Annotated in this window: 24 protein-coding genes; 5 read left to right on the forward strand and 19 right to left on the reverse strand. The window is 66.6% G+C overall.

The features are described from left to right. Window positions 1–6: 6 nt before the first annotated feature. From AVTE2539_RS13475 to AVTE2539_RS13485, 3 genes are read right to left on the reverse strand one after another with little or no spacing between them, the layout of a single operon-like run. Window positions 7–1,332 carry a sugar transferase gene (locus tag AVTE2539_RS13475; protein ID WP_284411293.1) on the reverse strand — a complete coding sequence of 442 codons (1,326 nt, stop codon included), beginning with the start codon at window positions 1,330–1,332 and terminating at the stop codon, window positions 7–9. A gap of 7 nt (window positions 1,333–1,339) precedes the next feature. Then, on the reverse strand, window positions 1,340–2,458 hold the full coding sequence (locus AVTE2539_RS13480; protein WP_284411295.1) for a glycosyltransferase: 1,119 nt from the start codon (window positions 2,456–2,458) through the stop codon (window positions 1,340–1,342). Between the two features lie 40 nt (window positions 2,459–2,498). Further along, complete coding sequence (locus AVTE2539_RS13485; protein WP_284411297.1) at window positions 2,499–3,167, reverse strand: LON peptidase substrate-binding domain-containing protein; 669 nt, start codon at window positions 3,165–3,167, stop codon at window positions 2,499–2,501. A gap of 81 nt (window positions 3,168–3,248) precedes the next feature. Here AVTE2539_RS13485 and AVTE2539_RS13490 point away from each other — a divergent pair, with 81 nt between their 5' ends. Continuing rightward, window positions 3,249–3,797, forward strand: a complete 549-nt coding sequence (locus tag AVTE2539_RS13490) for a YggT family protein (protein ID WP_284411299.1) — start codon at window positions 3,249–3,251, stop codon at window positions 3,795–3,797. A 104-nt stretch (window positions 3,798–3,901) separates the two neighbouring features. Here AVTE2539_RS13490 and accD read toward each other — a convergent pair whose 3' ends face one another. From accD to asd, 7 genes are all read right to left on the reverse strand, one after another. Continuing rightward, on the reverse strand, window positions 3,902–4,774 hold the full coding sequence (gene accD / locus AVTE2539_RS13495; RefSeq protein WP_272567902.1) for an acetyl-CoA carboxylase, carboxyltransferase subunit beta: 873 nt from the start codon (window positions 4,772–4,774) through the stop codon (window positions 3,902–3,904). Between the two features lie 63 nt (window positions 4,775–4,837). Further along, a complete protein-coding gene (gene trpA, locus AVTE2539_RS13500) occupies window positions 4,838–5,659 on the reverse strand; it encodes a tryptophan synthase subunit alpha (protein WP_284411301.1) in 822 nt (273 codons plus the stop codon). Next, entirely contained in the window at window positions 5,656–6,924 is a 1,269-nt protein-coding gene (trpB, locus tag AVTE2539_RS13505; protein WP_284411303.1) for a tryptophan synthase subunit beta, read from the reverse strand. The genes trpA and trpB overlap by 4 nt, the downstream gene beginning before the upstream one ends. After that, the gene (locus AVTE2539_RS13510) at window positions 6,924–7,673 is read right to left on the reverse strand and encodes a phosphoribosylanthranilate isomerase (protein ID WP_284411305.1); all 750 of its coding nucleotides are present in this window, start codon (window positions 7,671–7,673) and stop codon (window positions 6,924–6,926) included. Before AVTE2539_RS13510 ends, trpB begins: the two co-directional genes overlap by 1 nt. Next, on the reverse strand, window positions 7,670–8,509 hold the full coding sequence (truA, locus tag AVTE2539_RS13515; RefSeq protein WP_284411307.1) for a tRNA pseudouridine(38-40) synthase TruA: 840 nt from the start codon (window positions 8,507–8,509) through the stop codon (window positions 7,670–7,672). Before truA ends, AVTE2539_RS13510 begins: the two co-directional genes overlap by 4 nt. Before the next feature lie 49 nt (window positions 8,510–8,558). Then, complete coding sequence (locus tag AVTE2539_RS13520) at window positions 8,559–11,186, reverse strand: motility hub landmark protein FimV (protein WP_284411309.1); 2,628 nt, start codon at window positions 11,184–11,186, stop codon at window positions 8,559–8,561. Window positions 11,187–11,449: 263 nt separating this feature from the next. Next, complete coding sequence (asd, locus tag AVTE2539_RS13525) at window positions 11,450–12,580, reverse strand: aspartate-semialdehyde dehydrogenase (RefSeq protein ID WP_284395903.1); 1,131 nt, start codon at window positions 12,578–12,580, stop codon at window positions 11,450–11,452. 311 nt (window positions 12,581–12,891) lie between these two features. Here asd and AVTE2539_RS13530 point away from each other — a divergent pair, with 311 nt between their 5' ends. Continuing rightward, on the forward strand, window positions 12,892–13,689 hold the full coding sequence (locus AVTE2539_RS13530) for a hypothetical protein (RefSeq protein ID WP_284411310.1): 798 nt from the start codon (window positions 12,892–12,894) through the stop codon (window positions 13,687–13,689). A gap of 102 nt (window positions 13,690–13,791) precedes the next feature. Here the strand turns inward: AVTE2539_RS13530 and leuB are convergent, their stop codons facing one another. The 9 genes from leuB to grpE all read right to left on the reverse strand — a co-directional run bounded on the left by leuB (window position 13,792) and on the right by grpE (window position 22,670). Next, window positions 13,792–14,862, reverse strand: coding sequence for a 3-isopropylmalate dehydrogenase (gene leuB, locus AVTE2539_RS13535; protein ID WP_284411312.1), 1,071 nt, complete (start codon window positions 14,860–14,862; stop codon window positions 13,792–13,794). A 91-nt stretch (window positions 14,863–14,953) separates the two neighbouring features. Next, window positions 14,954–15,619, reverse strand: a complete 666-nt coding sequence (leuD, locus tag AVTE2539_RS13540) for a 3-isopropylmalate dehydratase small subunit (RefSeq protein WP_284411314.1) — start codon at window positions 15,617–15,619, stop codon at window positions 14,954–14,956. 38 nt (window positions 15,620–15,657) lie between these two features. Further along, on the reverse strand, window positions 15,658–16,062 hold the full coding sequence (locus AVTE2539_RS13545; RefSeq protein WP_284411316.1) for a hypothetical protein: 405 nt from the start codon (window positions 16,060–16,062) through the stop codon (window positions 15,658–15,660). Between the two features lie 41 nt (window positions 16,063–16,103). Further along, the gene (locus AVTE2539_RS13550; protein WP_272567916.1) at window positions 16,104–16,229 is read right to left on the reverse strand and encodes an entericidin A/B family lipoprotein; all 126 of its coding nucleotides are present in this window, start codon (window positions 16,227–16,229) and stop codon (window positions 16,104–16,106) included. A gap of 40 nt (window positions 16,230–16,269) precedes the next feature. Beyond that, a complete protein-coding gene (leuC, locus tag AVTE2539_RS13555) occupies window positions 16,270–17,691 on the reverse strand; it encodes a 3-isopropylmalate dehydratase large subunit (RefSeq protein WP_272567918.1) in 1,422 nt (473 codons plus the stop codon). A 39-nt stretch (window positions 17,692–17,730) separates the two neighbouring features. Beyond that, entirely contained in the window at window positions 17,731–18,666 is a 936-nt protein-coding gene (locus AVTE2539_RS13560; protein ID WP_284411319.1) for a LysR family transcriptional regulator, read from the reverse strand. A gap of 149 nt (window positions 18,667–18,815) precedes the next feature. Continuing rightward, the gene (dnaJ, locus tag AVTE2539_RS13565; RefSeq protein WP_272567922.1) at window positions 18,816–19,961 is read right to left on the reverse strand and encodes a molecular chaperone DnaJ; all 1,146 of its coding nucleotides are present in this window, start codon (window positions 19,959–19,961) and stop codon (window positions 18,816–18,818) included. 88 nt (window positions 19,962–20,049) lie between these two features. Continuing rightward, window positions 20,050–22,005 (reverse strand): molecular chaperone DnaK, encoded by a 1,956-nt coding sequence (gene dnaK, locus AVTE2539_RS13570; RefSeq protein WP_272567923.1) that lies wholly within the window; start codon window positions 22,003–22,005, stop codon window positions 20,050–20,052. Window positions 22,006–22,109: 104 nt separating this feature from the next. After that, window positions 22,110–22,670: a nucleotide exchange factor GrpE gene (gene grpE / locus AVTE2539_RS13575; protein WP_284411321.1), complete on the reverse strand. Its 561-nt coding sequence runs from the start codon at window positions 22,668–22,670 to the stop codon at window positions 22,110–22,112. Between the two features lie 218 nt (window positions 22,671–22,888). Here grpE and rpsF point away from each other — a divergent pair, with 218 nt between their 5' ends. From rpsF to rpsR, 3 genes are read left to right on the forward strand one after another with little or no spacing between them, the layout of a single operon-like run. Beyond that, window positions 22,889–23,266 carry a 30S ribosomal protein S6 gene (rpsF, locus tag AVTE2539_RS13580; protein ID WP_272551597.1) on the forward strand — a complete coding sequence of 126 codons (378 nt, stop codon included), beginning with the start codon at window positions 22,889–22,891 and terminating at the stop codon, window positions 23,264–23,266. A gap of 16 nt (window positions 23,267–23,282) precedes the next feature. After that, window positions 23,283–23,573 carry a primosomal replication protein N gene (gene priB / locus AVTE2539_RS13585; protein WP_272551598.1) on the forward strand — a complete coding sequence of 97 codons (291 nt, stop codon included), beginning with the start codon at window positions 23,283–23,285 and terminating at the stop codon, window positions 23,571–23,573. Window positions 23,574–23,591: 18 nt separating this feature from the next. Then, on the forward strand, window positions 23,592–23,873 hold the full coding sequence (gene rpsR, locus AVTE2539_RS13590; protein WP_011794373.1) for a 30S ribosomal protein S18: 282 nt from the start codon (window positions 23,592–23,594) through the stop codon (window positions 23,871–23,873). Window positions 23,874–23,884 lie beyond the last annotated feature (11 nt).

Below are 23,884 nucleotides of genomic sequence, written 5' to 3' on the forward strand. Positions count from 1 at the left end.
GCGAACCTAACGCGACCCGAATCCCCCCGCCACGATGCGCAGCGTCTTGTACGCAATCAGCAAGTCCAGGGCCACGGAGTAGTGCGCCACGTAATAGAGGTCATAGCTGAGCTTGATGGCGGTCTGCTCCTCGCTGTCGGCGTAGCCCTGCTGGACCTGGGCCCAGCCCGTCAGTCCGGGGCGCACGAGGTGGCGGTAGGGGTATGCGGGAATCCGGTCGGCGAACACGCGCACGAACTCCGTTTGCTCTGGCCTCGGACCGATCAGGCTCATCTCGCCCTTCAGCACATTCCATAGCTGGGGCAGTTCGTCCAAACGGGTGCGGCGGATGAATCGGCCCACGGAGGTCACCCGGTCGTCGTTGGGCTGGGCAAAGCGCGCTGTGCGGTCGTCGCCGGCATGGCGCATGCTGCGCAGCTTCCAGATGCGGAACGCACGGCCATTGCGGCCGACTCGGATCTGGGAAAAAAGCATGGGCCCTGGCGAGTCCAGTTTCACCGCCAGGCCGGCTGCCAGGCACAGCGGCAGCCACACCGGCAGCCCTGCCAGCGTGAGGAGCAGGTCGGTCAGTCGCTTGAAGGTGTCGTAGGCCGGGTTGCCGTCCAGCGTCCACAGGTCCTGGGTCTGTTGGTTGGGCAGTATTTTGCGGCCGCTCAGCAGTTCGGCCACGGCCTCCACGCTGTAGAGCCGCACATGCTGCAGGCGCAAATCGCTGATCCATCGCTCGCGTGCGGCGCTCGAGGGGGCATGGCGATCCAGCACCACGCCGGCCCATTGGGGAGTGGCGTGGGTTGTGCCGGTGTCCGTGCCGGATTCTTCCAGGGGCGTCCAGGGCAGCAGTGCGATGTGTTGCTGGCTGGCTTGGGCCATATCGCCCAGCAGCTCCCGAAGGCGCAGGGGCACGGTATCGTCCAGATAGGCCAGGGACAGCACCTGGTGGCGCCGGTTGCGCCAATGGCCGACCAAGAACCATGCAGAGGAGAGCAGGTACACGAGAAGAACGGCGCCGCGGGAATAGGGTTGCTGCAGCAAGGCGAAACCCAGCGGGGCGGCAAGGTAGGGGGCTGCGGTCGCCACGAAGAGAAAGCGGCGTCCCTCGAACTGGGGCAGATAGGCGCCGTTGTAGAGCCAGTGGGCTGTCATGGCATACGGGATGGCGCACCACAGCACCGTCTGCGGAAACTGGTAGGTCACCCAGTCGTACCGTTCCAGGCCGAGCCCCGCCAGATAGCTCACCAGCAGAATCAAGGTGCCACCCAGCGCCCAGCGCAGCACGGCACCCTGTCGGTGCGCCGTGGAGGAGCCGAGCTCGCGGCGTGGAATGCTGTTCATGGAATCGTCAGTGGGTGCGCGAAGTCGCCGCGGCGTAGACCGAGCGCACGGCCAGGGCCATGCGCTGTGCGGTGTAGTGCTGCTCGTAGCGTTGCCGTGCTGCCGCGCCCATGCGGGCACGCAGTGCTGGCGACTCTATCAGTTGCCGCAACGCCGCGGCCCATGCTGCGGGATCGGGCGGTACCAGGCGCGCATGAGCCGCCTCCGGCAGCAATTCGCGAATGCCCGGCAAATCGCTGGTCACGATGGCCATCCCCGCACGCATCGCCTCGATCAGCGAAATGGGCAGGCCTTCGTGATCCGATGCCAGCACGAAGATGGCGTGCTGGGCCAGTTGGGCCGCAACATCATCTACATCGCCGGTGAAGCGCACCGCTTGCAGGCCCAATCGATGGGCCAGTGCGCAGTGCGCTGCCAGCTCGGGGCCGCCACCGAAAAAGGTGGCGGGCACTTCGTACCCCAGGGCACCACGCAACTGGGCGAGTGCGTGCAGCAGGATGTCCGGGCGCTTGGGCTGGGCCATGCGGGCAACCATCGCTATCGCCGGCGCCGCCTCGGCGGTCGATGCTGCGCTGTTGCCCGGGACTGCCACATCCTCGACGCCGTTGTGGATGACGGACACCCGCCGCGAAGGCAGCGGCAACACGAGCGCCAGCCGGCGCTCATGGTCCGAGACACAAATCATGCGCCGGGTCAGCGGGGCCAGCAGCCACTCCATGGCAAAGGCCACTGTGCGGCGCTTCCAGGGATGTCCCGCCTTGAAGGCGAAGCCGTGCACGGTGTAGATCACGGGGGTGCGGGTCAGCGCACCGGCTAACCGGGCCACGACGCCAGCCATCGCACTGTGGGCATGGAGCAGATCCGGAGATTGTTCGCGCACCATGCCCCGCAGGGCCCAGGCGGCGCGCACCACGCGCACCGGGTTGAGCGCGTTGCCCAGTGCGGGGACGCGATGCACCGCGAGGTGCGAAGCCTCCAGGGCATTGGCCAGTGGCGGATGCGGTTCGGCGCCGCCGATGGCCACCTGGACCGCGACGCCCTGGCGGGTAAGTTCCCGGCAGAGGGTGAGCACATGGCTCTGCGCGCCCCCGACCTCGCCCTTGGTGATGACCTGCAGGACCTTCACGGCAGGGGCGCGCCAGGCCGGGCCGCTGCGCCCTTCGTGTTCACGGCGCGATGCCCGTGCGCTCCAGCACGTCTCCCACGAGTTCCAGGCGCAGCAGCGGGCTGTCGAGTTGCATGAGTTGCTGCTTCAGGTCCAGCGGCACGGGGAGCAGTTCGCACCAGCGATTGGCGACCCAGCCGCAATCGTCCAGTTGCTCGGGGGTGGGGTCGGGAAGGCTGGAGGGGTCGTCCGTACCCCGGTGGCGCAGGCGTGCAAGCACCTGCTCGAGCGCGGCGGCCGTATTGCGCAGGTCCTCCGGAACGGGGAGGGGCACGTCCGGGGGCATCTGCTCGATGTCGGCCACCCACAGCCCGTGCGGCAGCAGGTGGCGGCGCACGATGCGAAAGCGGGCCGTGCCTTCGGCACGCAGGACGATGAGGCCGGGGTGCGATGTGTCGATCTCCGCAATGTTCGCCAGCGTTCCTGCATTGTGGAACTGTTCGGGCGCTGCACCTGCCTGGCGCACTTCCTGGCCGCTCGTCAGGGCAACGACACCGAACGGTGCGCCCGCCTGCTGGCATTTGCGCACCATGTCGAGATAGCGCACCTCGAAGACGCGAAGCGAGAGCATCCCGCCCGGGTACAGCACGGTCCCCAGCGGAAAGAGCGGCAGGGAGGTCAGCGTGAGCGGCGGCAATGACGGCTCGGAAGGTGGGGGCACGAAGGTCATAGGCAGGCGGGTTGGCCCGCTATCATCCCACGGCGGAACCCTCCGCACCATTGCTCCAGATTCTCCACATCACGAGGTTTCATGCTTTACCAGATCGCTTCTTTCCTGCTGGACGTGGTGGGCGGCCTGCTGGCCGGGGCTTGCCTGCTGCGGCTTTACATGCAGCTGCAGCGCGTGCCTTTTGGCAACCCTATCGGGCAACTGGTTTTCGCGCTGAGCGACTGGCTGGTCCTGCCCCTGCGCAGGATCGTGCCTGCCACGGGGCGCTGGGATTGGGCCAGCCTGGTAGCGGCGATTGTGATCCAGCTGGTGCAGTACCTGTTGCTGTGGCTGCTGCTGGGCGCCGGCCCGGGCCTGGTGCTGCTGCTCTGGCTGGCCGTGTTCGGTCTGGTGCGTGCGGCGATCTACGGGCTGATCGGCCTGCTGATCGTCTATGCCGTGCTCTCGTGGGTGCAGACGCGCTCACCCCTTGCCGACGTGATTGCCCGCTTGTGCGAGCCGTTGCTGCGCCCCGTGCGGCGCGTGGTGCCGCTCCTCGGCGGGGTGGATCTGTCGCCGCTGGTGGTGCTGGTGTTGCTGCAGGTGTGCCTTATCGTGGTGGGCAACGTACAGGGATGGGTGCTGCGGTAGGGGCTCGGCAGCGAAATTTGCCTCGCCATAAAAAATAGCCGCCACCGCTGATCCAGCCAGCGGTGGCGGCTATTGTTTTGGTAGCGGTCGAAGCGTTTGGGCGATCAGGCCACCGAGTCCGCCGGCAGGCGCTGCAGCATCGCCAGGCTCTTGGCCACGGTGCCCCGCAGTTCGCGGCGGTCGCAGATGAAGTCCACCGCGCCCTTGGTCTGCAGGAATTCAGCGCGCTGGAAGCCTTCTGGCAGCGTCACGCGCACGGTCGATTCGATCACGCGCGGTCCGGCAAAGCCGATCAGTGCCTTGGGCTCGGCGATCACGATGTCGCCCACGAAGGCAAAGCCGGCCGAGACGCCGCCCATGGTCGGGTCGGTCAGCACGCTGATGTAAGGCAGGCCCTTCTTGGCCAGCCGGGTGAGGGCCGCGTTGGTCTTGGCCATCTGCATCAGCGAGAGCAGGCCTTCCTGCATGCGCGCGCCGCCCGTGGCGGTGAAGCACAGGAAGGGGACCTTCTGCTCGATGGCGGTTTCCACTCCGCGCACGAAGCGCTCGCCCACCACGCTGCCCATGCTGCCGCCCATGAAGTCGAACTCGAAGCACGCCACCACGATGTTGATGCTGCGCACCGAGCCGCCCATCACGATGAGCGCGTCGGTTTCCCCGGTGTTTTCCAGGGCTTCCTTCAGGCGGTCGGGGTACTTGCGGCTGTCCTTGAACTTCAGCGCATCGACCGGCAGCACTTCCTGTCCGATTTCATAACGGCCTTCGGCGTCCAGGAACGCGTTCAGGCGGGGGCGGGCATTGATGCGGTGGTGGTGGCTGCAGTGCGGGCAGACGTTCTGGTTCTGCTCCAGATCGGTCTTGTACAGCACCGTCTCGCAGCTCGGGCACTTGATCCACAGGCCTTCCGGCACCTGGCGGCGCTCGGTCGGGTCGGTCTGCTGGATTTTGGAGGGCAGGAGTTTTTCGAGCCAGGACATATCGGTTTCCTCTTCGCTTCAAGTCTCAGCCGGCGCGCCACGGACCGGGCGCGCGGGCTGCAATTATGCGTCCAGCGCCTTGCGCACTCCCCGCAGGAAGTCGATGGTGACCGGCACCACCTTCTCGTGCGGCTGGTCTTCCAGGAGCTGGATGATGCGGCTGCCGATGACCACGGCATCGGCCACGCGCCCGATGGCCTGGGCCGTGGCCGCATCGCGGATGCCGAAGCCCACGCCCACGGGAATGTGCACATGGCGGCGGATCACCGGCAGCATGGCCTCGACGGCGGTGGTGTCGAGCGCGCCCGAGCCGGTCACGCCCTTGAGGGACACGTAGTACACGTAGCCGCTCGCCACCCGCGCAACCTGCTGCATGCGCTCTTCCGTGCTGGTGGGTGCCAGCAGGAAGATCAGGTCCATGCCGCGCTCGCGCAGACTGGCGGCGAACGCTTCGCTTTCCTCGGGCGGGTAGTCGACGATGAGCACACCGTCCACGCCCGCCTCGGCGGCGTCGCGCACGAAGGCGCCTGCGCCATGGATCTGGTCGTAGCGTTCCACCGGGTTGGCGTAGCCCATCAGCACGACGGGCGTCTTGTCGTTGCGCTGGCGGAAATCGCGCACATGGCCCAGGACCTGCACCATGCCCACGCCCAGCGAGAGCGCCTTTTCCCCGGCCTTCTGGATCACCGGGCCGTCGGCCATGGGGTCGGAGAAAGGCACGCCCAGTTCGATCACGTCGGCCCCGGCCTCGACCATGCCGTGCATGAGCGCCGGCGTGATGTCGGCGAACGGAAAGCCGGCGGTCACATAGGGAATGAGCGCCTTGCGCCCCTTGGCCTGCAGTTCTGCGAAGGTGTTCGCAATGCGGTTGCGCGGCGAGCTCATGCGGCAGGCCCTCCCTTGACCCCGAGGCCGCGCATGGAGGGCCGGTCGTACACATCGGCCCCCGACAGGTCGGCGACGGTGCCGATGTCCTTGTCCCCGCGGCCCGAAAGGTTCACCAGGATGGACTGGTCGGCCGGCATGGTCTTGGCCAGTTTCATGGCGTAGGCCACGGCATGGCTGGACTCCAGCGCCGGAATGATGCCTTCGGTGCGGCACAGGTAATGGAAGGCGGCCAGCGCCTCGGCATCGGTGATGCCGACGTATTCGGCACGGCCGATTTCCTGCAGCCACGCGTGCTCGGGCCCGACGCCCGGGTAGTCCAGGCCCGCGCTGATGCTGTGCGTTTCGGTGATCTGGCCGTTCTCGTCCTGCAGGATGAACGTGCGATTGCCGTGCAGCACGCCCGAGCTGCCGCGCTGCAGCGAGGCCGAGTGCTTGCCGCTGTCCAGCCCCTCGCCGGCGGCTTCCACGCCGATCAGGCGTGTCTTTTCATGGGGAATGTAGGGGTGGAAGATGCCCATGGCATTGCTGCCGCCGCCCACGCAGGCGATCACCGCGTCGGGCTGCTGGGTGTTGGCCTTCTGCTCGGCCAGCATGGCCGGCATCTGCTCCAGGCACTCGGTGCCGATCACGCTCTGGAAATCGCGGACCATCATGGGGTAGGGGTGCGGGCCCGCCACCGTGCCGATGATGTAGAAGGTGTCGTCCACATGGGCCACCCAGTCGCGCATGGCTTCGTTCAGCGCGTCCTTGAGCGTCCTGCTGCCCGAATCGACGGGCACGACGGTCGCGCCCAGCAGCTTCATGCGGTACACGTTGGGGCTCTGGCGCTTGACGTCCTCCGAGCCCATGTACACCACGCATTCGAGGCCGTAGCGCGCGCAGATGGTGGCCGTGGCGACGCCGTGCTGGCCTGCGCCCGTCTCGGCGATGATGCGCGGCTTGCCCATGCGCCGGGCGAGCATCGCCTGGCCGATCACGTTGTTGATCTTGTGGGCGCCGGTGTGGTTGAGGTCTTCGCGCTTGAGGTAGATCTGCGCGCCGCCCATCTCGCGGCTCATGCGCGCCGCGTGGTAGACCGGGGAGGGGCGACCCACGAAGTGCTTCAGTTCCGAATGGAATTCGGCCAGGAACTCCGGATCGTTCTGGTAGCGGGCATAGGCCTCGCGCAGTTCGGTCAGGGCATGGGTGAGCGTTTCGCTCGCGAAACTACCGCCATAGGGGCCGAAATGGCCGGCGGCGTCGGGTTGCTGGTAGGAAAGCATCAATGAATCTTTGCAAATTGCGCATCGGCCGCCTGCACGGCGGCGATGAAGCGTTGGATCTTGCCGGCGTCCTTGATGCCCCTCAACGGCTTGCCGTCGGGGCCATCGGCTTCCACGCCGGAACTGACGTCAACCGCGAGCGACAGGCCGCGCGGCCGCACCTGCAAGATGCCATCGGTCACGTTTGCAGGCGTGAGTCCACCAGACAAAACGAGGTGAGAGCCGACGCTTGGAGGTAGAAGTGACCAATTGAATGCCTTGCCGCCACCGCCATAACCTTCGACATGGGCGTCGAGCAGGATGGCCTGGGCGCGGGAGTGGGTTGCCGCGAATTGTACGAGGTCGAACCGCGCCGCACCGTCGCCAAGGGGAATGCGTGCCGCCCGCAGGAACGGCCTGGCTCCATCCGCCGTGGCCGCCCAGCAGTCTTGGGGTGATTCATCCCCATGGAATTGGACCGTTGCCGACGGAATCATTGTGCAGGCTGCTATCACTTCTGTAGCGGGTGCATTCACGAACAACAGCACCGGCGTCACGAACGGAGGCAGTCTGCGGGCCAGGGCTGCGGCCCGTTGCGGCGTGATTCCCCTTGGACTGGCGGCGTAGAGCACGAACCCCACCGCATCGGCGCCAGCCGCCACGGCCGCATCCACATCGTCCTCGCGGGTGAGGCCGCAGATCTTGACGCGGGTGCGGTGGTGGGGAGGGATGGGGGCAGGCGGAGGGCTGGCGGGCTGGGGGCGGCTCATGGAAGCCAATCATACGCAGCGGTGCGCAGGGGCAGGCCCCATGCGGCATCGTAGAGCGGTCCCTGAAAGTACAGCCCGTCGGGCGAAAACGTGGGCGCGGCCGCATCGCGCGAGCGGGCCAGCAACACCTCCTGCATCCAGCCTGCGGGCTGATTTCCCTGCCCGATCGCGACCAGGCAGCCCATGATGTTGCGGATCATGTGGTGCAGGAACGCGTTGCCCTCGAACTCGAATCGCCAGTAGCAGGGCTGCCAGTCGTGCGGCGGTGCGTTGGCCGGCGGGCCGGCATCGCCTTCGGCGGGGCCCCGCCGCGTGATCGTGATGCGCTGCAAGGTTTTGATGGGCGATTTGGCCTGGCAGGCCGATGCCCGGAACGAGGTGAAGTCGTGCTCTCCGAGCAGGTGGGCGGCGGCCTCGCGCATGGCGTTGCCGTCCAGCGGATGGAACACCCAGCCCACGCGCGCGCCGTCCACGCTGGGGCGCACGGGCGACTGCAGCAGCACATAGGCGTAGCGGCGGGACGTGGCGCAAAAACGCGCATGGAACGTCTCCGGCACCGGGTGCGCCCATTGCACGGCGATGTCGGCAGGCAGGAAGGTGTTGGTGCCGCGCACCCAGGAAAACGGCGTGCGGTCGAGCGGCGTATCGAAATGGACCACCTGCATGAGCCCGTGCACGCCCGCATCGGTGCGGCCGGCGCAGATGGTGGACACGGGTTGCGTGGCAAAGCGGCCGAGTGCCGCTTCCAGGTGGTCTTGGATGGTTCTGCCGGAAGACTGGCTCTGCCAGCCGTTGTAGCCCTGCCCGTTGTAGCTGACGCCGAGCGCCATCCTCATGGATGGCGTCCCGGTGCGGCAGGGAGCGTGGCTGCGCTGGTGCCCTGCATCAGCCCAGTTCGGACAGCAGGCGTTGCGCCCGTGTCTTGAGCGCGCCGGACGATTCGGCGATGACTTCCTCGATCAGAGTGCGTGCGCCTTCGCTGTCGCCGATGGCGTTGAATTCTTCCGCTAGGGCGAGCTTGGTCGCCAGCGGATCGTCGGGCAGGGGCGGGGTCGCTTGCGGCAGATCCTGCACGGCCGGGCTGGCGGATGGGCTGGTATTGCCGGCAGGCGTGTCCAGGTCCAGCGACAGCGCCCCGAGGTCGAATTCGAGCGGCGCCGGGCCCGAATGAGCGGCCTCAGCCGACGACAGCGGTGCCGGAGCGGAATCCATCAGCCGCAGGTCGGTCGGGAATTCCAGATCGGCGGTGTCCGGAGGCGGCGACAGCGGGGCGGCCGCGGTGGCCACCGGCTTGTCCCACGACGGTTCGGGCAGGTCCAGGGCACCCGTGTCCAGTGCGGGAGGCTCCGAAACAGCGGGAGCGGGCGTCGGTGCGGGAGCCCAGGCCGGCGCGGCGGCCATGGCACCGGCAGCGGCGGCCGCAGCGGCGAAGGCACCCGGTGCGGCAGGTGGCGCGGGCGGCGCTTCGGTCAGGGCGTCGTCCGCCAGATCGAGGTCGAGGTCCAGATCGGGTGGCAGGGCCGCGCTGGTGGCGCCGGCCATCTGCGGACGGCCGTCCGTGAAGGTGCTGGCAAAGCCATTGCCGGTGTTGGGGCCGTCGTCGTCCAGGACCACGCCAGGGCGGCCGCCGGGTTGGTACAGCGGGTTCTCGGGATCGAGTTCGCGGCCCAGTTCGGACACGCGGGCCCAGTCGGGGCCTTGGCCATCGGTCAGCCGGAAGACGTCCTGCGCCACGGCTTCCAGCGCCTTGCGGTCCTGGCGCTTGGCATAGATCTCGCCCAGCTTGACGTGGACCGAGGTGCGGTCCGGGTTGTGGCGCACTGCCTCCTTGAGGATCTCTTCGGCCTGCAGGTCGCGGCCATAGGCCAGATACACGTCGGCTTCGGCCACGGGATCGACATCGCCGCCGGCATCGAGCTGGCTGGGCGAATAGGCCATCGAAGAGCCGGTGCTCAACTGGCTGCTGGCCGTGTCCACGCGCTGGCCGCCGCTGGCGCCGAAGAACGAATCCGGCTGCAGCTTGCTTTCCATGAAAGAACTGTCCACCGCATGCTGGTTGCGGCGGTTCTGGACCGTGCGGTAGACGCCATAGCCCAGCAGCAATGCCAGCAAGGCACCGCCGGCCAGCGGCAGCATGGGGTCGTCGAACAGGTTGGAGAAGAAGCCTGGCTCCTCCGTGTCGGGGGCTGGGGCGGGCACGGCAACGGGCGCTGGCGCCGGTGCGGGCGCTGGGGCTGCCACCACGGGCGGGGCTGGCTCGGCACTCGCCACGCTGGATGCCGGGGTTGCCGCCGCGCTGGCGGGCGTCACGGCAGCAGCGGGGGCCGCAGGGGCGCTGGCCACGCTGGCGGCGGCTTGCGGCGCGGGCGCCGCAGCAGGCGGCACCACGGTGCCCGTGGCCACGGCTGCGCCCGTCGCGGCGCTGGCGGTGGCTGAAGGCGCGCTGCCGGAGCCCGTGGACACCGGCGCGGAGGCGGTTCCGAGCTTGTTCAGGTCGGAGATGTTCTTCGACAGCTCGGCCATGCGCGCCGACGCGGCGCTGGCCTGCTTGTCCTTGGCCACCTGGTCTTCGGCGGCCTTTTGGCCTTGCACGGCGCCCTTGGACAGCGTGAGCTTGTCCGGCGCGGCCGTGGCGGGCTTGCGGTCCTCGACCTGGGTCTGGACCTTGCCGCTGGCCGAGCGCTCGGCGGCAGCCACCTCGGCGGAGGGTGCGGCTCCGGCCAGGCGGCGGCGGAATTCGTTGAAGTCGCGGCTTTGCGCGGCAATGATCTGCCGTGCCTCGCCGGGGGGAGTGGCCCGTGCCTGCGTTTCATCGGGCAGTTGCAGCACCGCGCCCGATTTCAGCCGGTTCACATTGCCACGGATGAAGGCGTCGGGGTTGGAACGCATCATCGCCACCAGCATCTGGTCGAGCGACACGCCGGCGGGGCGGTTGGCGGCGGCCAGGCGGCCCGCGGTGTCGCCGGCTTGCACGGTGACCGAGCCGGCGACACCCGCCGGGGCCGGTGCTGCGGCAGCCCGGGGCGTGCGAGGGGCCGGCGCAGCGGCCGGGGCGGACGGCGCCGTCACCTGGGGCGATGCGGTCACGGTGGCCGGCGCGCGGCGCAGGGCCGGCGGGTCGAACAGCATGGTGTAGCTGCGCACGATCTGGCCGGAGTTCCAGGTGGCATCCAGCACCAGATCGACGAAGGGGTCGTTGATGGGGCGGTCGCTGGTGAGTTGCAACACCATCGAGCCATCGCTGCGGCGCTGCAGTTGCACGCGTAGGCTGTTCAGCGCGGGAGACACTTCCATCCCCTGGGCGCGAAACACCTGGGGGGACGCGGGGGCCGCTCGCAGCGAATCCGCTTCGGCGGCAGTGATCTGGGGCAGCTCGATCTCGGCGCGCAGGGGCTCGCCGAGGGCGGACTGCACGGTGAGGCGGCCCAGGGCGAGAGCATTCGCATCGGTGGCATACAGGCCGGCCGACATGACGGCCGCGGCGGCCAGGATTGAGAGTTTCCAACGATGCATGTGTGCCATCAACAAAAGAGGATTGTGCGGTCTGGCAAGGTGCCAGATTCAGGCAGTTTTGGTTCCGCGCGTAAGCGTGAAAATGTGTAAAAAGCACAATAGCATCAATGTTTTGCACTGACAAGCTGAGCCATGGCGCAACCTTTGGGCGCCTTTCAGAAGGGCAATGTGCACTGCAGCAATGTTGTCAAAGGACAACGAGCAGTAACAAAACGTTGGTGCCTAAAGGCGCTGGCACCGGTTCGGTGTCAGCGCCCGCCGCGTCATTCGGCCAGCAGGATGCGCAACATGCGGCGCAGCGGTTCGGCGGCACCCCACAGCAGTTGGTCGCCGATGGTGAAAGCGCCGATGTATTCCGGTCCCATCGCCATCTGGCGGATGCGGCCCACGGGAATCGTCATGGTGCCGGTGACGGCCACGGGGGTCAGGTCCTTCAAGGTGGCTTCGCGCGTGTTGGGCACGACCTTCACCCACTCGTTGTCGGCGGCGATCATGGCCTCGATGTCGGCCACGGGCACGTGCTTCTTCAGCTTGAAGGTCAGGGCCTGGCTGTGGCAGCGCATGGCGCCCACCCGCACGCAAAAACCGTCCACAGGCACCGCGGGCGTGTCGAAGCCTTCGCCCTGGCCCATGATCTTGTTCGTCTCGGCCATGCCCTTCCACTCTTCCTTGGACATGCCGTTGCCCAGGTCCTTGTCGATCCAGGGGATCAGGCTGCCGCCCAGGGGCACGCCGAAGTTGGCGGTTTCCGCGTCCGACAGGCTGCGTTGCTTGGCGATGACCTTGCGGTCGATTTCCAGGATGGCGCTCTTGGGATCGTCCAGGAGCGAGCGCACTTCCGCGTTCAGCGTGCCGTATTGCGTCAGCAGTTCGCGCATGTGCTGGGCGCCGCCGCCGCTGGCCGCCTGGTAGGTCTGCGTGCTCATCCACTCGACCAGGCCGGCCTTGTACAGCGCACCCACGCCCATCAGCATGCAGCTCACGGTGCAGTTGCCGCCGATCCAGTTCTTGCCGCCTTTGGCCAAGGCATCCTGAATCACGGGCAGGTTGACCGGGTCCAGCACGATGACCGCGTCTTCCTTCATGCGCAGCGTGGAAGCGGCGTCGATCCAGTGGCCGTTCCAGCCGGCATCGCGCAGCTTGGGAAACACTTCGGTGGTGTAGTCGCCGCCCTGGGCGGTCAGGATGATGTCGCAGCGCTTGAGGGCGTTGATGTCGAAGGCGTCCTGGAGCGTGGTTTCGTTCTTGGCCTGCGCCGGGGCCTTGCCGCCCGCGTTCGACGTGGAGAAGAACACGGGCTCGATGAGACCGAAATCGCCTTCGGCCTGCATGCGGTCCATCAATACGGAGCCGACCATGCCGCGCCAGCCGACCAAACCTACCAACTTGCTCATTTCAACGCCCCTATTCAGTTTAAGAAACAGTACCCGACCGGGACTTTTCGCCTGGCTCGTCTGGCCAGGAAGGGCGCACGACGAACCAGGCTGGATCAGCCCTTAATGGTCGTGGTTTTGGTGGTGGTTGCGCGCGCGGCCCCACCGGCCAGGGCGGCGGGTGCAGTGTTCAGCAGGGTGAACGGGCGGGCGGCAAACATAGGCGGCGATTGTAGCGGAAGGCCTTTTGCCGACGGTGCTGTTTTTTGAGGGGTGGCGGGAGGTGTTGTTTAACATCCGGCCTTTTTTCCACGCCGAAGGTCCCTCACCGCATGCGCATCGTCGCCACCGCCTTTCTTGCCCTGGCCGCTCTGTTGAGCGGCTGCAATGCCTCACAGGACAGCCCGGCATCGATCGCGCCGCAGGAGACGCAGAGGGTTCGCGACGCCGTCGATGAGCTGGCCCGCCAGGATTTCCCAGCCGTCGAGGCCCGGCTGGCGCCCCGGCTGCGCTCCGCCGATTTGCGGCAGAACCTTGGCCGGATGGCGGCATTGATCCCCCCGGGACCGCCCCAAGCCGCCGAAGCGGTGGGCGTTCAGGTTCTGAAGACCGATTCCGCGACCTTCCACCACCTCACGCTCGAGTACGAGTATCCGCAGTCCTGGCTGGTCGTCTCTGCCATGCTGGAGCAACGCGACGGCGCAGTCGTCTTCAATGCACTGCAGGTGACGCCGGCGTCGCAGTCCCTGGCCGCCACCCACCGCTTTTCGCTGGAAGGCAAAACGCCGGGCCACTACCTGTTCCTCGCGCTCGCGATGGGCATTCCGCTCGGGATCGTCTATACGCTGTGGGTCTGCGTTCGCACGCCGATCCCGAAGCGCAAGTGGCTGTGGTGTACCGGGGTTGCGTTGGGCGTGGTGCAGTGCCATCTGGACTGGACCACGGGCGCATGGTCCGCGCAGTGGCTGAGCCTGCAGCTGCTGGGGGCGGGCTTTGCGAAGGCCGGGCCCCAGGCTCCGCTCATCCTCACCATCTCCGCACCGGTGGGGGCGCTGGCCTTCTGGGTGCGTCGCCGGTCTTTCGTTCGCGCGGCATCGGCCGCGCCGCAGGCCGCACCCGACGCGCGCTGATACCAGCGATCGCCAACGCCTGGACCGATAAAAAAAGGGTGGCCGGCGGGCCACCCTTTTGGGCAGGAACGGCCCGCTCCAGCGCGTGCCGGGCTGCAGCGGTCAGCCCAGGGCCTTCACCACGGCGTCGCCCATATGCGCCGTGCCCACCTTCGTGGTGCCTTCGCTCCAGATGTCCGGCGTGCGCAGGCCTTGGGCCAGCACCTTCTGCACGGCCGCTTCGATGCGCTGGGCGGCCGCTTCCTGGTTCAGGCTGAAGCGCAGCATCATCGCGGCGCTCAGGATGGTCGCCAGCGGATTGGCCACGCCCTTGCCGGCGATGTCGGGCGCGCTGCCATGGCTGGGCTCGTACAGGCCCTGGTTCTTGCTGTTGAGGCTGGCCGAGGGCAGCATGCCGATGGAGCCGGTGAGCATGGAAGCCTCGTCCGACAGGATGTCGCCGAACATGTTGCCGGTGACCACCACATCGAAGGCCTTAGGGGCCTTCACCAGCTGCATGGCGGCGTTGTCCACGTACATGTGCTGCAGTTCCACGTCGGGGTACTGCTGGCCCACTTCGGTGACCACGTCCTTCCAGAACTGGAAGGTTTCCAGCACGTTGGCCTTGTCCACGCTGGTGACCTTCTTGCTGCGCTTGCGCGCGGCCTGGAACGCGACGTGGGCGATGCGCTCGATCTCCGGCTTGGAGTAGCGCATGGTGTCGAAGGCCTCTTCGGCACCGGGGAAGTGGCCGTCCACGGCCGTGCGCCGGCCGCGCGGCTGGCCGAAGTAGATATCGCCCGTCAGCTCGCGGATGATGAGGATGTCGAGGCCCGAGATCAGCTCGGGCTTGAGGCTCGAAGCGCCCACCAACTGCTCGTAGCAGATGGCCGGGCGGAAATTGGCGAACAGCCCCAGGTGCTTGCGCAGGCCCAGGATGGCCTGCTCGGGGCGCAGGGGGCGGTCGAGCTTGTCGTACTTCCAGTCGCCGACAGCGCCGAACAGCACGGCGTCGGCGTCCTGCGCCAGCTTCAGCGTGGCTTCGGGCAGCGGGTGGCCATGGGCCTCGTACGCGGCGCCGCCGACCAGGGCGGACTCCATCTCGAACGGAAGGCCCAGCACGTCCAGCACCTTGACGGCCTCTGCCACGATTTCCGTGCCGATGCCGTCACCCGGCAAAACTGCGATTTTCATGTAATTGCTTCTCTTTTGATAGCGATATGCCCTAGTGCTTATTGCGCTGCAGGCCGATTGGATGCTTGATGTTTGGCTGCCGGCAGGCAGATCAGCCCGCCATGGTGTGGGCCAGCCAGGGCTTGGTGGCCAGGCGCTGGGCCTCGAACACCTTGATCTTGTCGGACTGCCGCAGGGTCAGGCCGATGTCGTCGAACCCGTTGAGCAGGCAGTACTTGCGAAAGGCGTTCACCTCGAACGGAATCTCTTCGCCCACGACCTCGTCGCGGTTCTGGCGCACGATCACCTGGCGCTCCAGATCGATGGTGAGTTGGTAGCCGGGAAAGGCGTGCACCTCATCGAACAGCTGCGCCACGGTGGGCTCGGGCAGCACGATGGGCAGCAGGCCGTTCTTGAAGCAGTTGTTGAAGAAGATGTCCGCGAAGCTCGGCGCGATCACGGCGCGAAAGCCGTATTGGTCCAGCGCCCAGGGCGCGTGCTCTCGGCTCGATCCGCAGCCGAAATTCTTGCGCGCCAGCAGGATGGACGCGCCGGCGTAGCGGGGCTGGTTGAGCACGAAGTCCGGGTTGGGCTTGCGGCTCGCCGGGTCCTGGCCCGGCTCGCCGTGGTCCAGGTAGCGCCATTCGTCGAACAGGTTCACGCCGAAGCCGGTCTTCTTGATCGACTTGAGGAACTGCTTCGGAATGATGGCGTCGGTATCGACGTTCTCGCGGTCCATGGGGGCCACGAGGCCTTGGTGGAGGGTGAATTTCTGCATGGTGTGTGTCCGGAAGAGGGCTCGAAGACAGCGGTGCGTTACTGCCCGTTGCTCCAGGTGCCGCCCTTGATGGCGGCGGTGGATGTTTCGCAGGCCTTGCGTTTTTCCTGCACGGCTTCGGGCGACAGGTTGTAGTAGTAGGCGTCCAGCGGCTGGCCCATCAGCCCCTTGCACGCGCCACTGGCGGGCCGGGGGCACTGCGCGAGGAAGGTCACCTTGCCTGCCTTGCCCCCGAGTTGGGCCGAGGTCTGCGCCAGGCCGTTGCAGCTCGCCTTGAGCTGCTCGGCCGGAATGCCGGCGGTGAACTCCATGCAGTCCTTCACCGCCACGGTTTTGCCGGCGACGGGCACGTTGCCTTCGATCACGCAGGCTCGGTCGGCCGCCAGGGCGGTGGCGGAACCGCCCAGGATGCAGGCGGCAAAGAAGGGCCATAAGGCTTTCATGCGGCGGTCCTTTCTGGAGGGCTGGGGCGTGGCGTGGCCGGTCATTTGGCGGCCCGCTCGATGGCGCTTCCCGCGCGTTGCACGTCCTGGCCCATGCCCTTGACGGTGTTGCAGCCGGCCAGCAGGCAAGCCAGGGCGAGGGTGAGAAGGGTGGCGGTCTTGTTCACGGCAAGTGTCCTTGGGGTGAATGGAATGCAGCCGTGGCGCTCAGGCGAACTGGCGCACGTCCACGAAGTGGCCGTGCACGGCGGCCGCGGCGGCCATGGCCGGCGAGACCAGGTGGGTGCGTCCGCCCGCGCCCTGGCGGCCTTCGAAGTTGCGGTTGCTGGTGGAGGCGCAGCGCTCGCCGGGCTCCAGGCGGTCGGCGTTCATGGCCAGGCACATCGAGCAGCCGGGCTCGCGCCATTCGAAGCCCGCGGCCTTGAAGATCTCGTGCAGGCCTTCGCGCTCGGCCTGCTCCTTCACCAGGCCGGAGCCGGGCACCACCATGGCCAGCTTGATGTTCTTGGCGACCTTCTGGCCCAGCTTCTTGACCACCGCGGCGGCTTCGCGCATGTCCTCGATGCGGCTGTTGGTGCACGAGCCGATGAACACCTTGTCCACGAAGATGTCGTTCAGCGCCTTGCCGGGCTCCAGGTTCATGTAGGTGAGCGCGCGCTCCATGGCGCCGCGCTTGTTGGCGTCCTTTTCCTTGTCGGGATCGGGCACTCGGGCATCCACGCCCAGCACCATCTCGGGCGAGGTGCCCCAGGTGATCTGCGGCACGATGTCCGCGGCGTTCAGCGTGACCACCGTGTCGAAGTGCGCGTCGGCGTCCGACTGCAGCGTCTTCCAGTAGGCGACCGCCTGGTCCCATTCCACGCCCGAGGGCGACAGCGGCCGGCCCTTCACGTAGTCGATGGTCTTGTCGTCCACCGCCACCAGGCCGGCGCGCGCGCCCGCCTCGATGGCCATGTTGCAGACCGTCATGCGGCCTTCGATGCTGAGGGCGCGGATCGCCGGGCCGCCGAACTCGATGGTGTAGCCCGTGCCGCCCGCCGTGCCGATCTTGCCGATGATGGCCAGCACGATGTCCTTGGCCGTCACGCCGGGCGCGACCTGGCCGTCCACGCGGATGAGCATGTTCTTGGCCTTCTTGGCCAGCAGGGTCTGCGTGGCCATGACGTGCTCGACCTCGCTGGTGCCGATGCCGTGCGCCAGCGCGCCGAAGGCGCCGTGCGTGCTGGTGTGGCTGTCGCCGCACACCACCGTCATGCCGGGCAGCGTGGCGCCGTTCTCGGGGCCGATCACGTGGACGATGCCCTGGCGCTTGCTCATGAACGGGAAGAACGCCGCCGCGCCGACCTCGGCGATGTTCTTGTCGAGCGTGGTGATCTGCTCCTTGCTGATCGGGTCGGTGATGCCGTCGTAGCCCCGCTCCCAGCCGGTGGTGGGCGTGTTGTGGTCCGCCGTGGCGACGATGGAGCTGACGCGCCAGACCTTGCGGCCGGCCTGGCGCAGGCCCTCGAACGCCTGCGGGCTGGTCACTTCGTGCACCAGGTGGCGGTCGATGTAGAGGATGGCGGTGCCGTCCTCTTCGGTGTGGACGACGTGCTCGTCCCAGATCTTGTCGTACAGGGTGCGTCCCATGGCGGTCTCTTTGGTGGGTTTCAGGTGGGGTGGATGATTTTAGGAAGGCTCGGGCAGGGCAGGTGGCACCAAGTGTTCGACCAGCAGCCGGGCCGTGACCGGCAGGGTGTCGAAGTCGCGGGCCACCAGGCGCAGTTCGCGCTGGCCCCAGGGCTCGTCGAGCGCGACGCACTGCAGCCGGCCCACGCCGCGCATCAGCGCGAAGGCCCGGTCCGGCAGCAGGCCCACGCCCAGGCCGTTGTCGATCATGCGGCACATGGCGTCCAGCCCGGTGACCTGGATGCGCTGGCGCAGCGGGCGCCCGGCCTGCGCGGCCGCCTGGTGCATGGCCAGGCTGATGCTGCTGTTGGCCTGCAGGCCCACGATGTCGCAGTCGAGGATTGCTTCAAATTTGATAGCGGCATGCCGGGACAATACATGCCCTTGAGGCACGACGAGCACCAAACGGTCGCTGCGGTAGGGGCGGCTTTGCAGGCCCTCGGGTTCGGCGGCGGCGCCGGTGTGGCACAGCCCCAGGTCGGCCGCGCCCTCGCGCACGGCCTGCAGCACGTCGGGGCTCAGGTGTTCCTGCAGGTCGATCTTGACCTGGCTGTGCGCGCGGGCGAAGGCCCCCAGGTCCTCGGGCAGGAACTGCACGATGGCCGAGATGTTGGCGTGCATGCGCACATGGCCGCGCACCCCGTCGGCGTATTCGCTCAGTTCGCCCTGCATGCGCTCCAGGCCGAACAGCACGGTGCGGGCGTGGTGCAGCAGGCTTTCACCGGCGGGCGTGAGGGTGACGCCGCGGCTGTGCCGGTAGAGCAGGGCGGTGTCCACCGCGGTTTCCAGGTCGGACAGGCGCTTGCTGACGGCGGAGGCGGCGATGAACTCCCGCTCCGCCGCGCGGCCGATGCTTCCCAGTTCGCAGACGGCCACGAAGAGCTGCAGCGAGGTGAGGTCGATTCGGCGCGCAAAACTGCGCTCGGAGCTTTTCATCGTGGTTGGAGAATTCTCTGAATCAGAGAGTTGCCGTATTTTCTCCCATGAAAATGCCGCGAGCCATCGTGGTATGCGATGGCTTTGATGCCCATTCACGCAAAAAAAGGCGCCCGAAGGCGCCGTTGGCGTTCAAGGCCTGGCTGCGATCAGCTGAACAGGTTCTTCAGCCGGTCGGTCCAGCTTTCGCCGCTGGGCGAATGCTTGGCGCCGCCTTTCTTGAGCGACTCCTCCAGCTCACGCAGCAGCTTGCGCTGGTGCTCGGTCAGCTTGACCGGTGTTTCCACCGCGATGTGGCAATACAGGTCGCCGGGGTAGCTGGCCCGCACGCCCTTGATGCCCTTGCCGCGCAGGCGGAACTGCTTGCCGGCCTGGGTGCCTTCGGGAATGTCGATGGCCGCCTTGCCCTGCAGCGTGGGCACTTCGATCTCGCCGCCCAGCGCGGCCGTGATGAAGCTCACGGGCACCTGGCAGTGCAGGTCGTCGCCGTCGCGCTCGAAGATGTCGTGCTTCTTCAGCCGGATCTCGATGTACAGGTCCCCCGGCGGGCCGCCGTTGGTGCCCGGCTCGCCGTTGCCGGTGCTGCGGATGCGCATGCCGTCGTCGATGCCGGCGGGGATCTTCACTTCCAGCGTCTTTTGCTTCTTGACCTTGCCCTGGCCGTGGCAGGTGGTGCAGGGCTCGGGAATGATCTTGCCCGTGCCGCGGCAGTGCGGACACGTCTGCTGCACGCTGAAGAAACCCTGGCGCATCTGCACCGTGCCGGCGCCGGCACAGGTGGTGCAGGTCTTGGCGCTGGTGCCCGGCTTGGCGCCGCTGCCGTGGCAGGTCTCGCACGATTCCCAGGAGGGAATGCGGATCTGCGCGTCCTTGCCCTTGGCCGCCTCTTCGAGGGTGACCTCCATCGCGTAGCTCAGGTCGTTGCCGCGATAGACCTGGCGCCCGCCCTGGCCGCGCCCGCGCGCGCCGCCCTGGCCGAACATGTCGCCGAAGATGTCGCCGAAGGCCTCGGCAAAACCACCGAAACCTTCCGCACCCGCGCCGCCGGGGCCGCGCATGTTCGGGTCCACGCCCGCGTGGCCGTACTGGTCGTAGGCGGCCCGCTTCTGCGGATCGGAGAGCATTTCATAAGCCTCTTTGGCTTCCTTGAACCGCTCTTCGGCAGGCTTGGCCGCGTCACCCTGGTTGCGGTCAGGGTGGTGCTTCATCGCGAGCTTGCGATAAGCCTTCTTGATCTCTTCGTCCGAGGCGTTCTTTGGAACGCCCAGAACTTCGTAAAAGTCTCTCTTGGACATGGTCTTTCCGAGCTCGGTTGGAACAGGAACGCCGCGCTGACCCCTGTGCAGGGCCCGGCGCGGCGGCTAGTCGGGCACGCGAGCGCGCTCAGCCTTTCTTCACTTCCTTCACTTCAGCGTCCACCACGTTGTCGTCGTGCGGTGCTGCACCGGCGGAGGACGAGGCACCGCCCTGGGGCGCTGCACCTTCCGTGCCACCTGCTGCTGCGGCCTGGGCGGCCTGCGCTTCGGCGTACATCTTCTCGCCCAGCTTCTGGCTGGCGGTCATCAGCGCGGTCGTCTTCTCGTCGATGGCCGCCTTGTCCTCGCCCTTGAGCGCGTCTTCCAGGGCCTTCACGGCGGACTCGATCTGCTCCTTCTCGGCGGCATCGAGCTTGTCGCCGTGCTCGGCCAGGCTCTTGGTCACGCTGTGCACGGCGGCTTCGCCCTGGTTGCGCGCCTGGACCAGTTCCAGCTTCTTCTTGTCGTCGGCCGCGTTCAGTTCGGCGTCCTTCACCATCTTCTGGATCTCTTCCTCGGACAGGCCCGAGTTCGCCTTGATGGTGATCTTGTTTTCCTTGCCCGTGCCCTTGTCCTTGGCGCCCACGTGCAGGATGCCGTTGGCATCGATGTCGAAGCTCACCTCGATCTGCGGCACGCCGCGGCCTGCCGGCGGAATGCCTTCCAGGTTGAACTCGCCCAGCAGCTTGTTGGCGCTGGCCAGTTCGCGTTCGCCCTGGAACACCTTGATCGTCACGGCCGGCTGGTTGTCGTCGGCGGTCGAGAAGGTCTGCGCGAACTTCGTCGGGATCGTGGTGTTCTTGCTGATCATCTTGGTCATCACGCCGCCCAGCGTCTCGATGCCCAGCGACAGCGGCGTCACGTCCAGCAGCAGCACGTCCTTGCGGTCGCCCGACAGCACCTGGCCCTGGATGGCGGCGCCCACGGCCACGGCTTCGTCCGGGTTCACGTCCTTGCGCGGGTCCTTGCCGAAGAACTCCTTGACCTTGTCCTGCACCTTGGGCATGCGGGTCATGCCGCCGACCAGGATCACGTCATGGATGTCCGACACGCTGATGCCGGCGTCCTTGATGGCGGTGCGGCAGGGGGCGATCGTGCGTTCGATCAACTCTTCCACCAGCGCTTCGAGCTTGGCACGCGTGAGCTTGATGTTCAGGTGCTTCGGGCCCGAGGCGTCCGCCGTGATGTAGGGCAGATTGATGTCGGTCTGCGCGCTGTTGGACAGCTCGATCTTGGCCTTCTCGGCCGCTTCCTTCAGGCGCTGCAGGGCCAGCACGTCCTTGGACAGATCGACGCCCTGGTCCTTCTTGAACTCGGAAATGATGTAGTCGATGATGCGCTGGTCGAAGTCTTCGCCGCCCAGGAACGTGTCGCCATTGGTGGACAGCACTTCGAACTGCTTTTCGCCATCGACGTCGGCGATCTCGATGATGGACACGTCGAACGTGCCGCCACCCAGGTCATACACGGCGATCTTGCGGTCGCCCTTTTCCTGCTTGTCCAGGCCGAAGGCCAGGGCCGCGGCCGTGGGTTCGTTGATGATGCGCTTGACGTCCAGGCCCGCGATGCGGCCGGCGTCCTTGGTGGCCTGGCGCTGGGCGTCGTTGAAGTACGCGGGCACCGTGATGACGGCTTCCGTCACCGCCTCGCCCAGGTAGTCCTCGGCGGTCTTCTTCATCTTGCGCAGGATGTCGGCGCTGACCTGCTGGGCCGAGATCTTGTTGCCGCGCACTTCGACCCAGGCGTCGCCGTTGTCGGCCGCCGTGATCTTGTAGGGCATCAGGTCGATGTCCTTTTGCACTTCCTTTTCGGTGAACTTGCGGCCGATCAGGCGCTTGATCGCGTACAGCGTGTTCTGCGGGTTGGTGACGGCCTGGCGCTTGGCCGAGGCGCCGACCAGCACTTCGCCGTCTTCCTGGTACGCCACGATGGAGGGCGTGGTGCGCGCGCCTTCCGAGTTCTCAATCACCCGCGTGGTGTTGCCTTCCATGATGGACACGCAGCTGTTGGTGGTGCCCAGGTCGATACCGATGATTTTTCCCATGTTGTTCTCCGAGATTTTGAAAAAGATTTGGATGCCGATAACTTGTGGATAACTTGGCCGGCTTCAAGCCGTCGCCGTCAGTTTTTCTTTGGGTCGGCGGGTGCTTACTTGGGCGCGGACACCGTGACCAGGGCCGGGCGCAGCACGCGCTCGGCGATCACGTAGCCTTTTTGCAACACGGACACCACCGTGTTGGGCTCCTGGTCGGCCGGCGCCATGCTGATGGCCTGGTGCTGGTGCGGATCGAACTTGTCGCCAGCGTTGGGGTTGATGGCCAGCACCTTGTTGCGCTCCAGGGCGGAGGTGAGCTGGCGCAGCGTGGCGTCCGAACCTTCGCGCAGCTGTTCGATCGTGGCGTCCTTGATGGCCAGGGCCGCGGCCAGGCTGTCGGCCACGGGGAGCATGCTTTCCGCGAAGCTCTCGATGCCGAACTTGCGGGCCTTGGAGATTTCCTCCTCGGCGCGGCGGCGGGCGTTTTCGGCCTCGGCCTTGGCGCGCAGGAATTGGTCGGCGAGATCGGCGCTCTTGGCCTTCAGCTCGGCCAGTTCGCCCTGCAGGCGGCCCAGTTCATCGGAGGCATGTGCCGCCATCGCGGCTTCGACTTCTTCAGGAGAGGGGGAGGCGTCCCCATGAGAGGCGGTGGCTGGATTGTTTTGATCGGACATGTCGATTTCTTCTGAAAGTGAACGGTACGCGCGGCAAATGGGTGCCATGCGGCGGATTTCAAGCGAAAAGGCGACGTTTGCACGCAGATGCGTCGGGCTGGCGTCGGTCTCGGCCGGCGTGAGTGTACAAGCGACCGGCCTTGGGGCTATAATCGCCGGCTTTGCCTTGCCACACCGCTTCTAGACGCAGCGGGTGGTTTCATCCACAAGGAGTTTGCATGCGTCACTACGAAATCATTTTGTTGATCCATCCGGATCAAAGCGAACAAGTTCCAGCCATGCTGGAGCGCTACAAGGGCATGATCGTCGCCGGCGGCGGCAAGGTGCACCGCGTGGAAGACTGGGGCCGCCGTCAACTGGCGTACCTGATCAACAAGCTGGCCAAGGCCCACTACCTGTGCGTGAACATCGAAGCCGACCAGGCCGTGATGGCTGAACTGGAGCATGCCTTCAAGTTCAACGACGCCGTGCTGCGCCACCTGACGGTTCAAAAGAAGAAGGCCGACACGGGTCCTTCCTCGATGATGAAGACCGTCGAGCGCGAAGAAGCCCGCAAGGCCAGCCAGGCCGAGTTCGCCGCTTCGGGCGAGCGCTGATCCATCGACTGGAGGAGTGGAAAACCACGTTGTCCTCACCGCCTGTATCGCCGAGGCTCAGGCCCTGCGCTACACGCCCGCTGGCCTGCCGGCCCTGGATCTGAAGCTCGAACACGGGTCTCAGCAGCAGGAAGCCGGTGCACAGCGCGAGGTCAAGGCGGTCGTGAAGGCCATTGCCTTCGGCACGCTCGCAGAGCGGCTGGCAAGACAGGCGCTCGGCAGCCTCTGGATCTTCCGGGGGTTTCTGGCGACGTCGCGCAACGGCAAGGGGCTGGTGTTCCACATCCAGGATATTCAACAAGATTAATTTTCAAGAGGTCCGAAAATGGCCACGTTCAAGAAGTTCAACAAAGACAAGCGCCCGAAGCGCAACACCCAGTCGCTGCTGTTCAAGCGCAAGCGCTTTTGCCGCTTCACCGTCGCCGGTGTGGAAGAGATCGACTACAAGGATGTCGACACGCTGCGTGACTTCATCGCCGAAAACGGCAAGATCATCCCCGCACGCCTGACCGGCACGCGCGCCATCTACCAGCGTCAGCTGAACACCGCCATCAAGCGCGCGCGCTTCCTGGCCCTGGTGCCTTACAGCGACCAGCACAAGATCTAAGGAGCAACAGT

It is taken from the genome of Acidovorax sp. SUPP2539, from assembly GCF_030158975.1.
GTDB lineage: Bacteria > Pseudomonadota > Gammaproteobacteria > Burkholderiales > Burkholderiaceae_C > Paracidovorax.

Excerpts from the sequence above, each read along its gene's own strand:
- truA (WP_284411307.1), bottom strand. The coding sequence starts at position 8,509 with ATGAGGATGGCGCTCGGCGTCAGCTACAACGGGCAGGGCTACAACGGC.
- AVTE2539_RS13545 (WP_284411316.1), bottom strand. The coding sequence starts at position 16,062 with ATGAAAGCCTTATGGCCCTTCTTTGCCGCCTGCATCCTGGGCGGTTCC.
- leuD (WP_284411314.1), bottom strand. The coding sequence starts at position 15,619 with ATGCAGAAATTCACCCTCCACCAAGGCCTCGTGGCCCCCATGGACCGC.
- AVTE2539_RS13530 (WP_284411310.1), top strand. The coding sequence starts at position 12,892 with ATGCGCATCGTCGCCACCGCCTTTCTTGCCCTGGCCGCTCTGTTGAGC.
- AVTE2539_RS13560 (WP_284411319.1), bottom strand. The coding sequence starts at position 18,666 with ATGAAAAGCTCCGAGCGCAGTTTTGCGCGCCGAATCGACCTCACCTCG.
- grpE (WP_284411321.1), bottom strand. The coding sequence starts at position 22,670 with ATGTCCGATCAAAACAATCCAGCCACCGCCTCTCATGGGGACGCCTCC.
- dnaK (WP_272567923.1), bottom strand. The coding sequence starts at position 22,005 with ATGGGAAAAATCATCGGTATCGACCTGGGCACCACCAACAGCTGCGTG.
- AVTE2539_RS13475 (WP_284411293.1), bottom strand. The coding sequence starts at position 1,332 with ATGAACAGCATTCCACGCCGCGAGCTCGGCTCCTCCACGGCGCACCGA.
- accD (WP_272567902.1), bottom strand. The coding sequence starts at position 4,774 with ATGTCCTGGCTCGAAAAACTCCTGCCCTCCAAAATCCAGCAGACCGAC.
- trpB (WP_284411303.1), bottom strand. The coding sequence starts at position 6,924 with ATGCTTTCCTACCAGCAACCCGACGCCGCCGGCCATTTCGGCCCCTAT.
- leuB (WP_284411312.1), bottom strand. The coding sequence starts at position 14,862 with ATGAAAATCGCAGTTTTGCCGGGTGACGGCATCGGCACGGAAATCGTG.
- trpA (WP_284411301.1), bottom strand. The coding sequence starts at position 5,659 with ATGAGCTCGCCGCGCAACCGCATTGCGAACACCTTCGCAGAACTGCAG.
- rpsR (WP_011794373.1), top strand. The coding sequence starts at position 23,592 with ATGGCCACGTTCAAGAAGTTCAACAAAGACAAGCGCCCGAAGCGCAAC.
- AVTE2539_RS13520 (WP_284411309.1), bottom strand. The coding sequence starts at position 11,186 with ATGCATCGTTGGAAACTCTCAATCCTGGCCGCCGCGGCCGTCATGTCG.
- dnaJ (WP_272567922.1), bottom strand. The coding sequence starts at position 19,961 with ATGTCCAAGAGAGACTTTTACGAAGTTCTGGGCGTTCCAAAGAACGCC.
- asd (WP_284395903.1), bottom strand. The coding sequence starts at position 12,580 with ATGAGCAAGTTGGTAGGTTTGGTCGGCTGGCGCGGCATGGTCGGCTCC.
- AVTE2539_RS13490 (WP_284411299.1), top strand. The coding sequence starts at position 3,249 with ATGCTTTACCAGATCGCTTCTTTCCTGCTGGACGTGGTGGGCGGCCTG.
- AVTE2539_RS13485 (WP_284411297.1), bottom strand. The coding sequence starts at position 3,167 with ATGACCTTCGTGCCCCCACCTTCCGAGCCGTCATTGCCGCCGCTCACG.
- rpsF (WP_272551597.1), top strand. The coding sequence starts at position 22,889 with ATGCGTCACTACGAAATCATTTTGTTGATCCATCCGGATCAAAGCGAA.
- leuC (WP_272567918.1), bottom strand. The coding sequence starts at position 17,691 with ATGGGACGCACCCTGTACGACAAGATCTGGGACGAGCACGTCGTCCAC.
- AVTE2539_RS13510 (WP_284411305.1), bottom strand. The coding sequence starts at position 7,673 with ATGAGCCGCCCCCAGCCCGCCAGCCCTCCGCCTGCCCCCATCCCTCCC.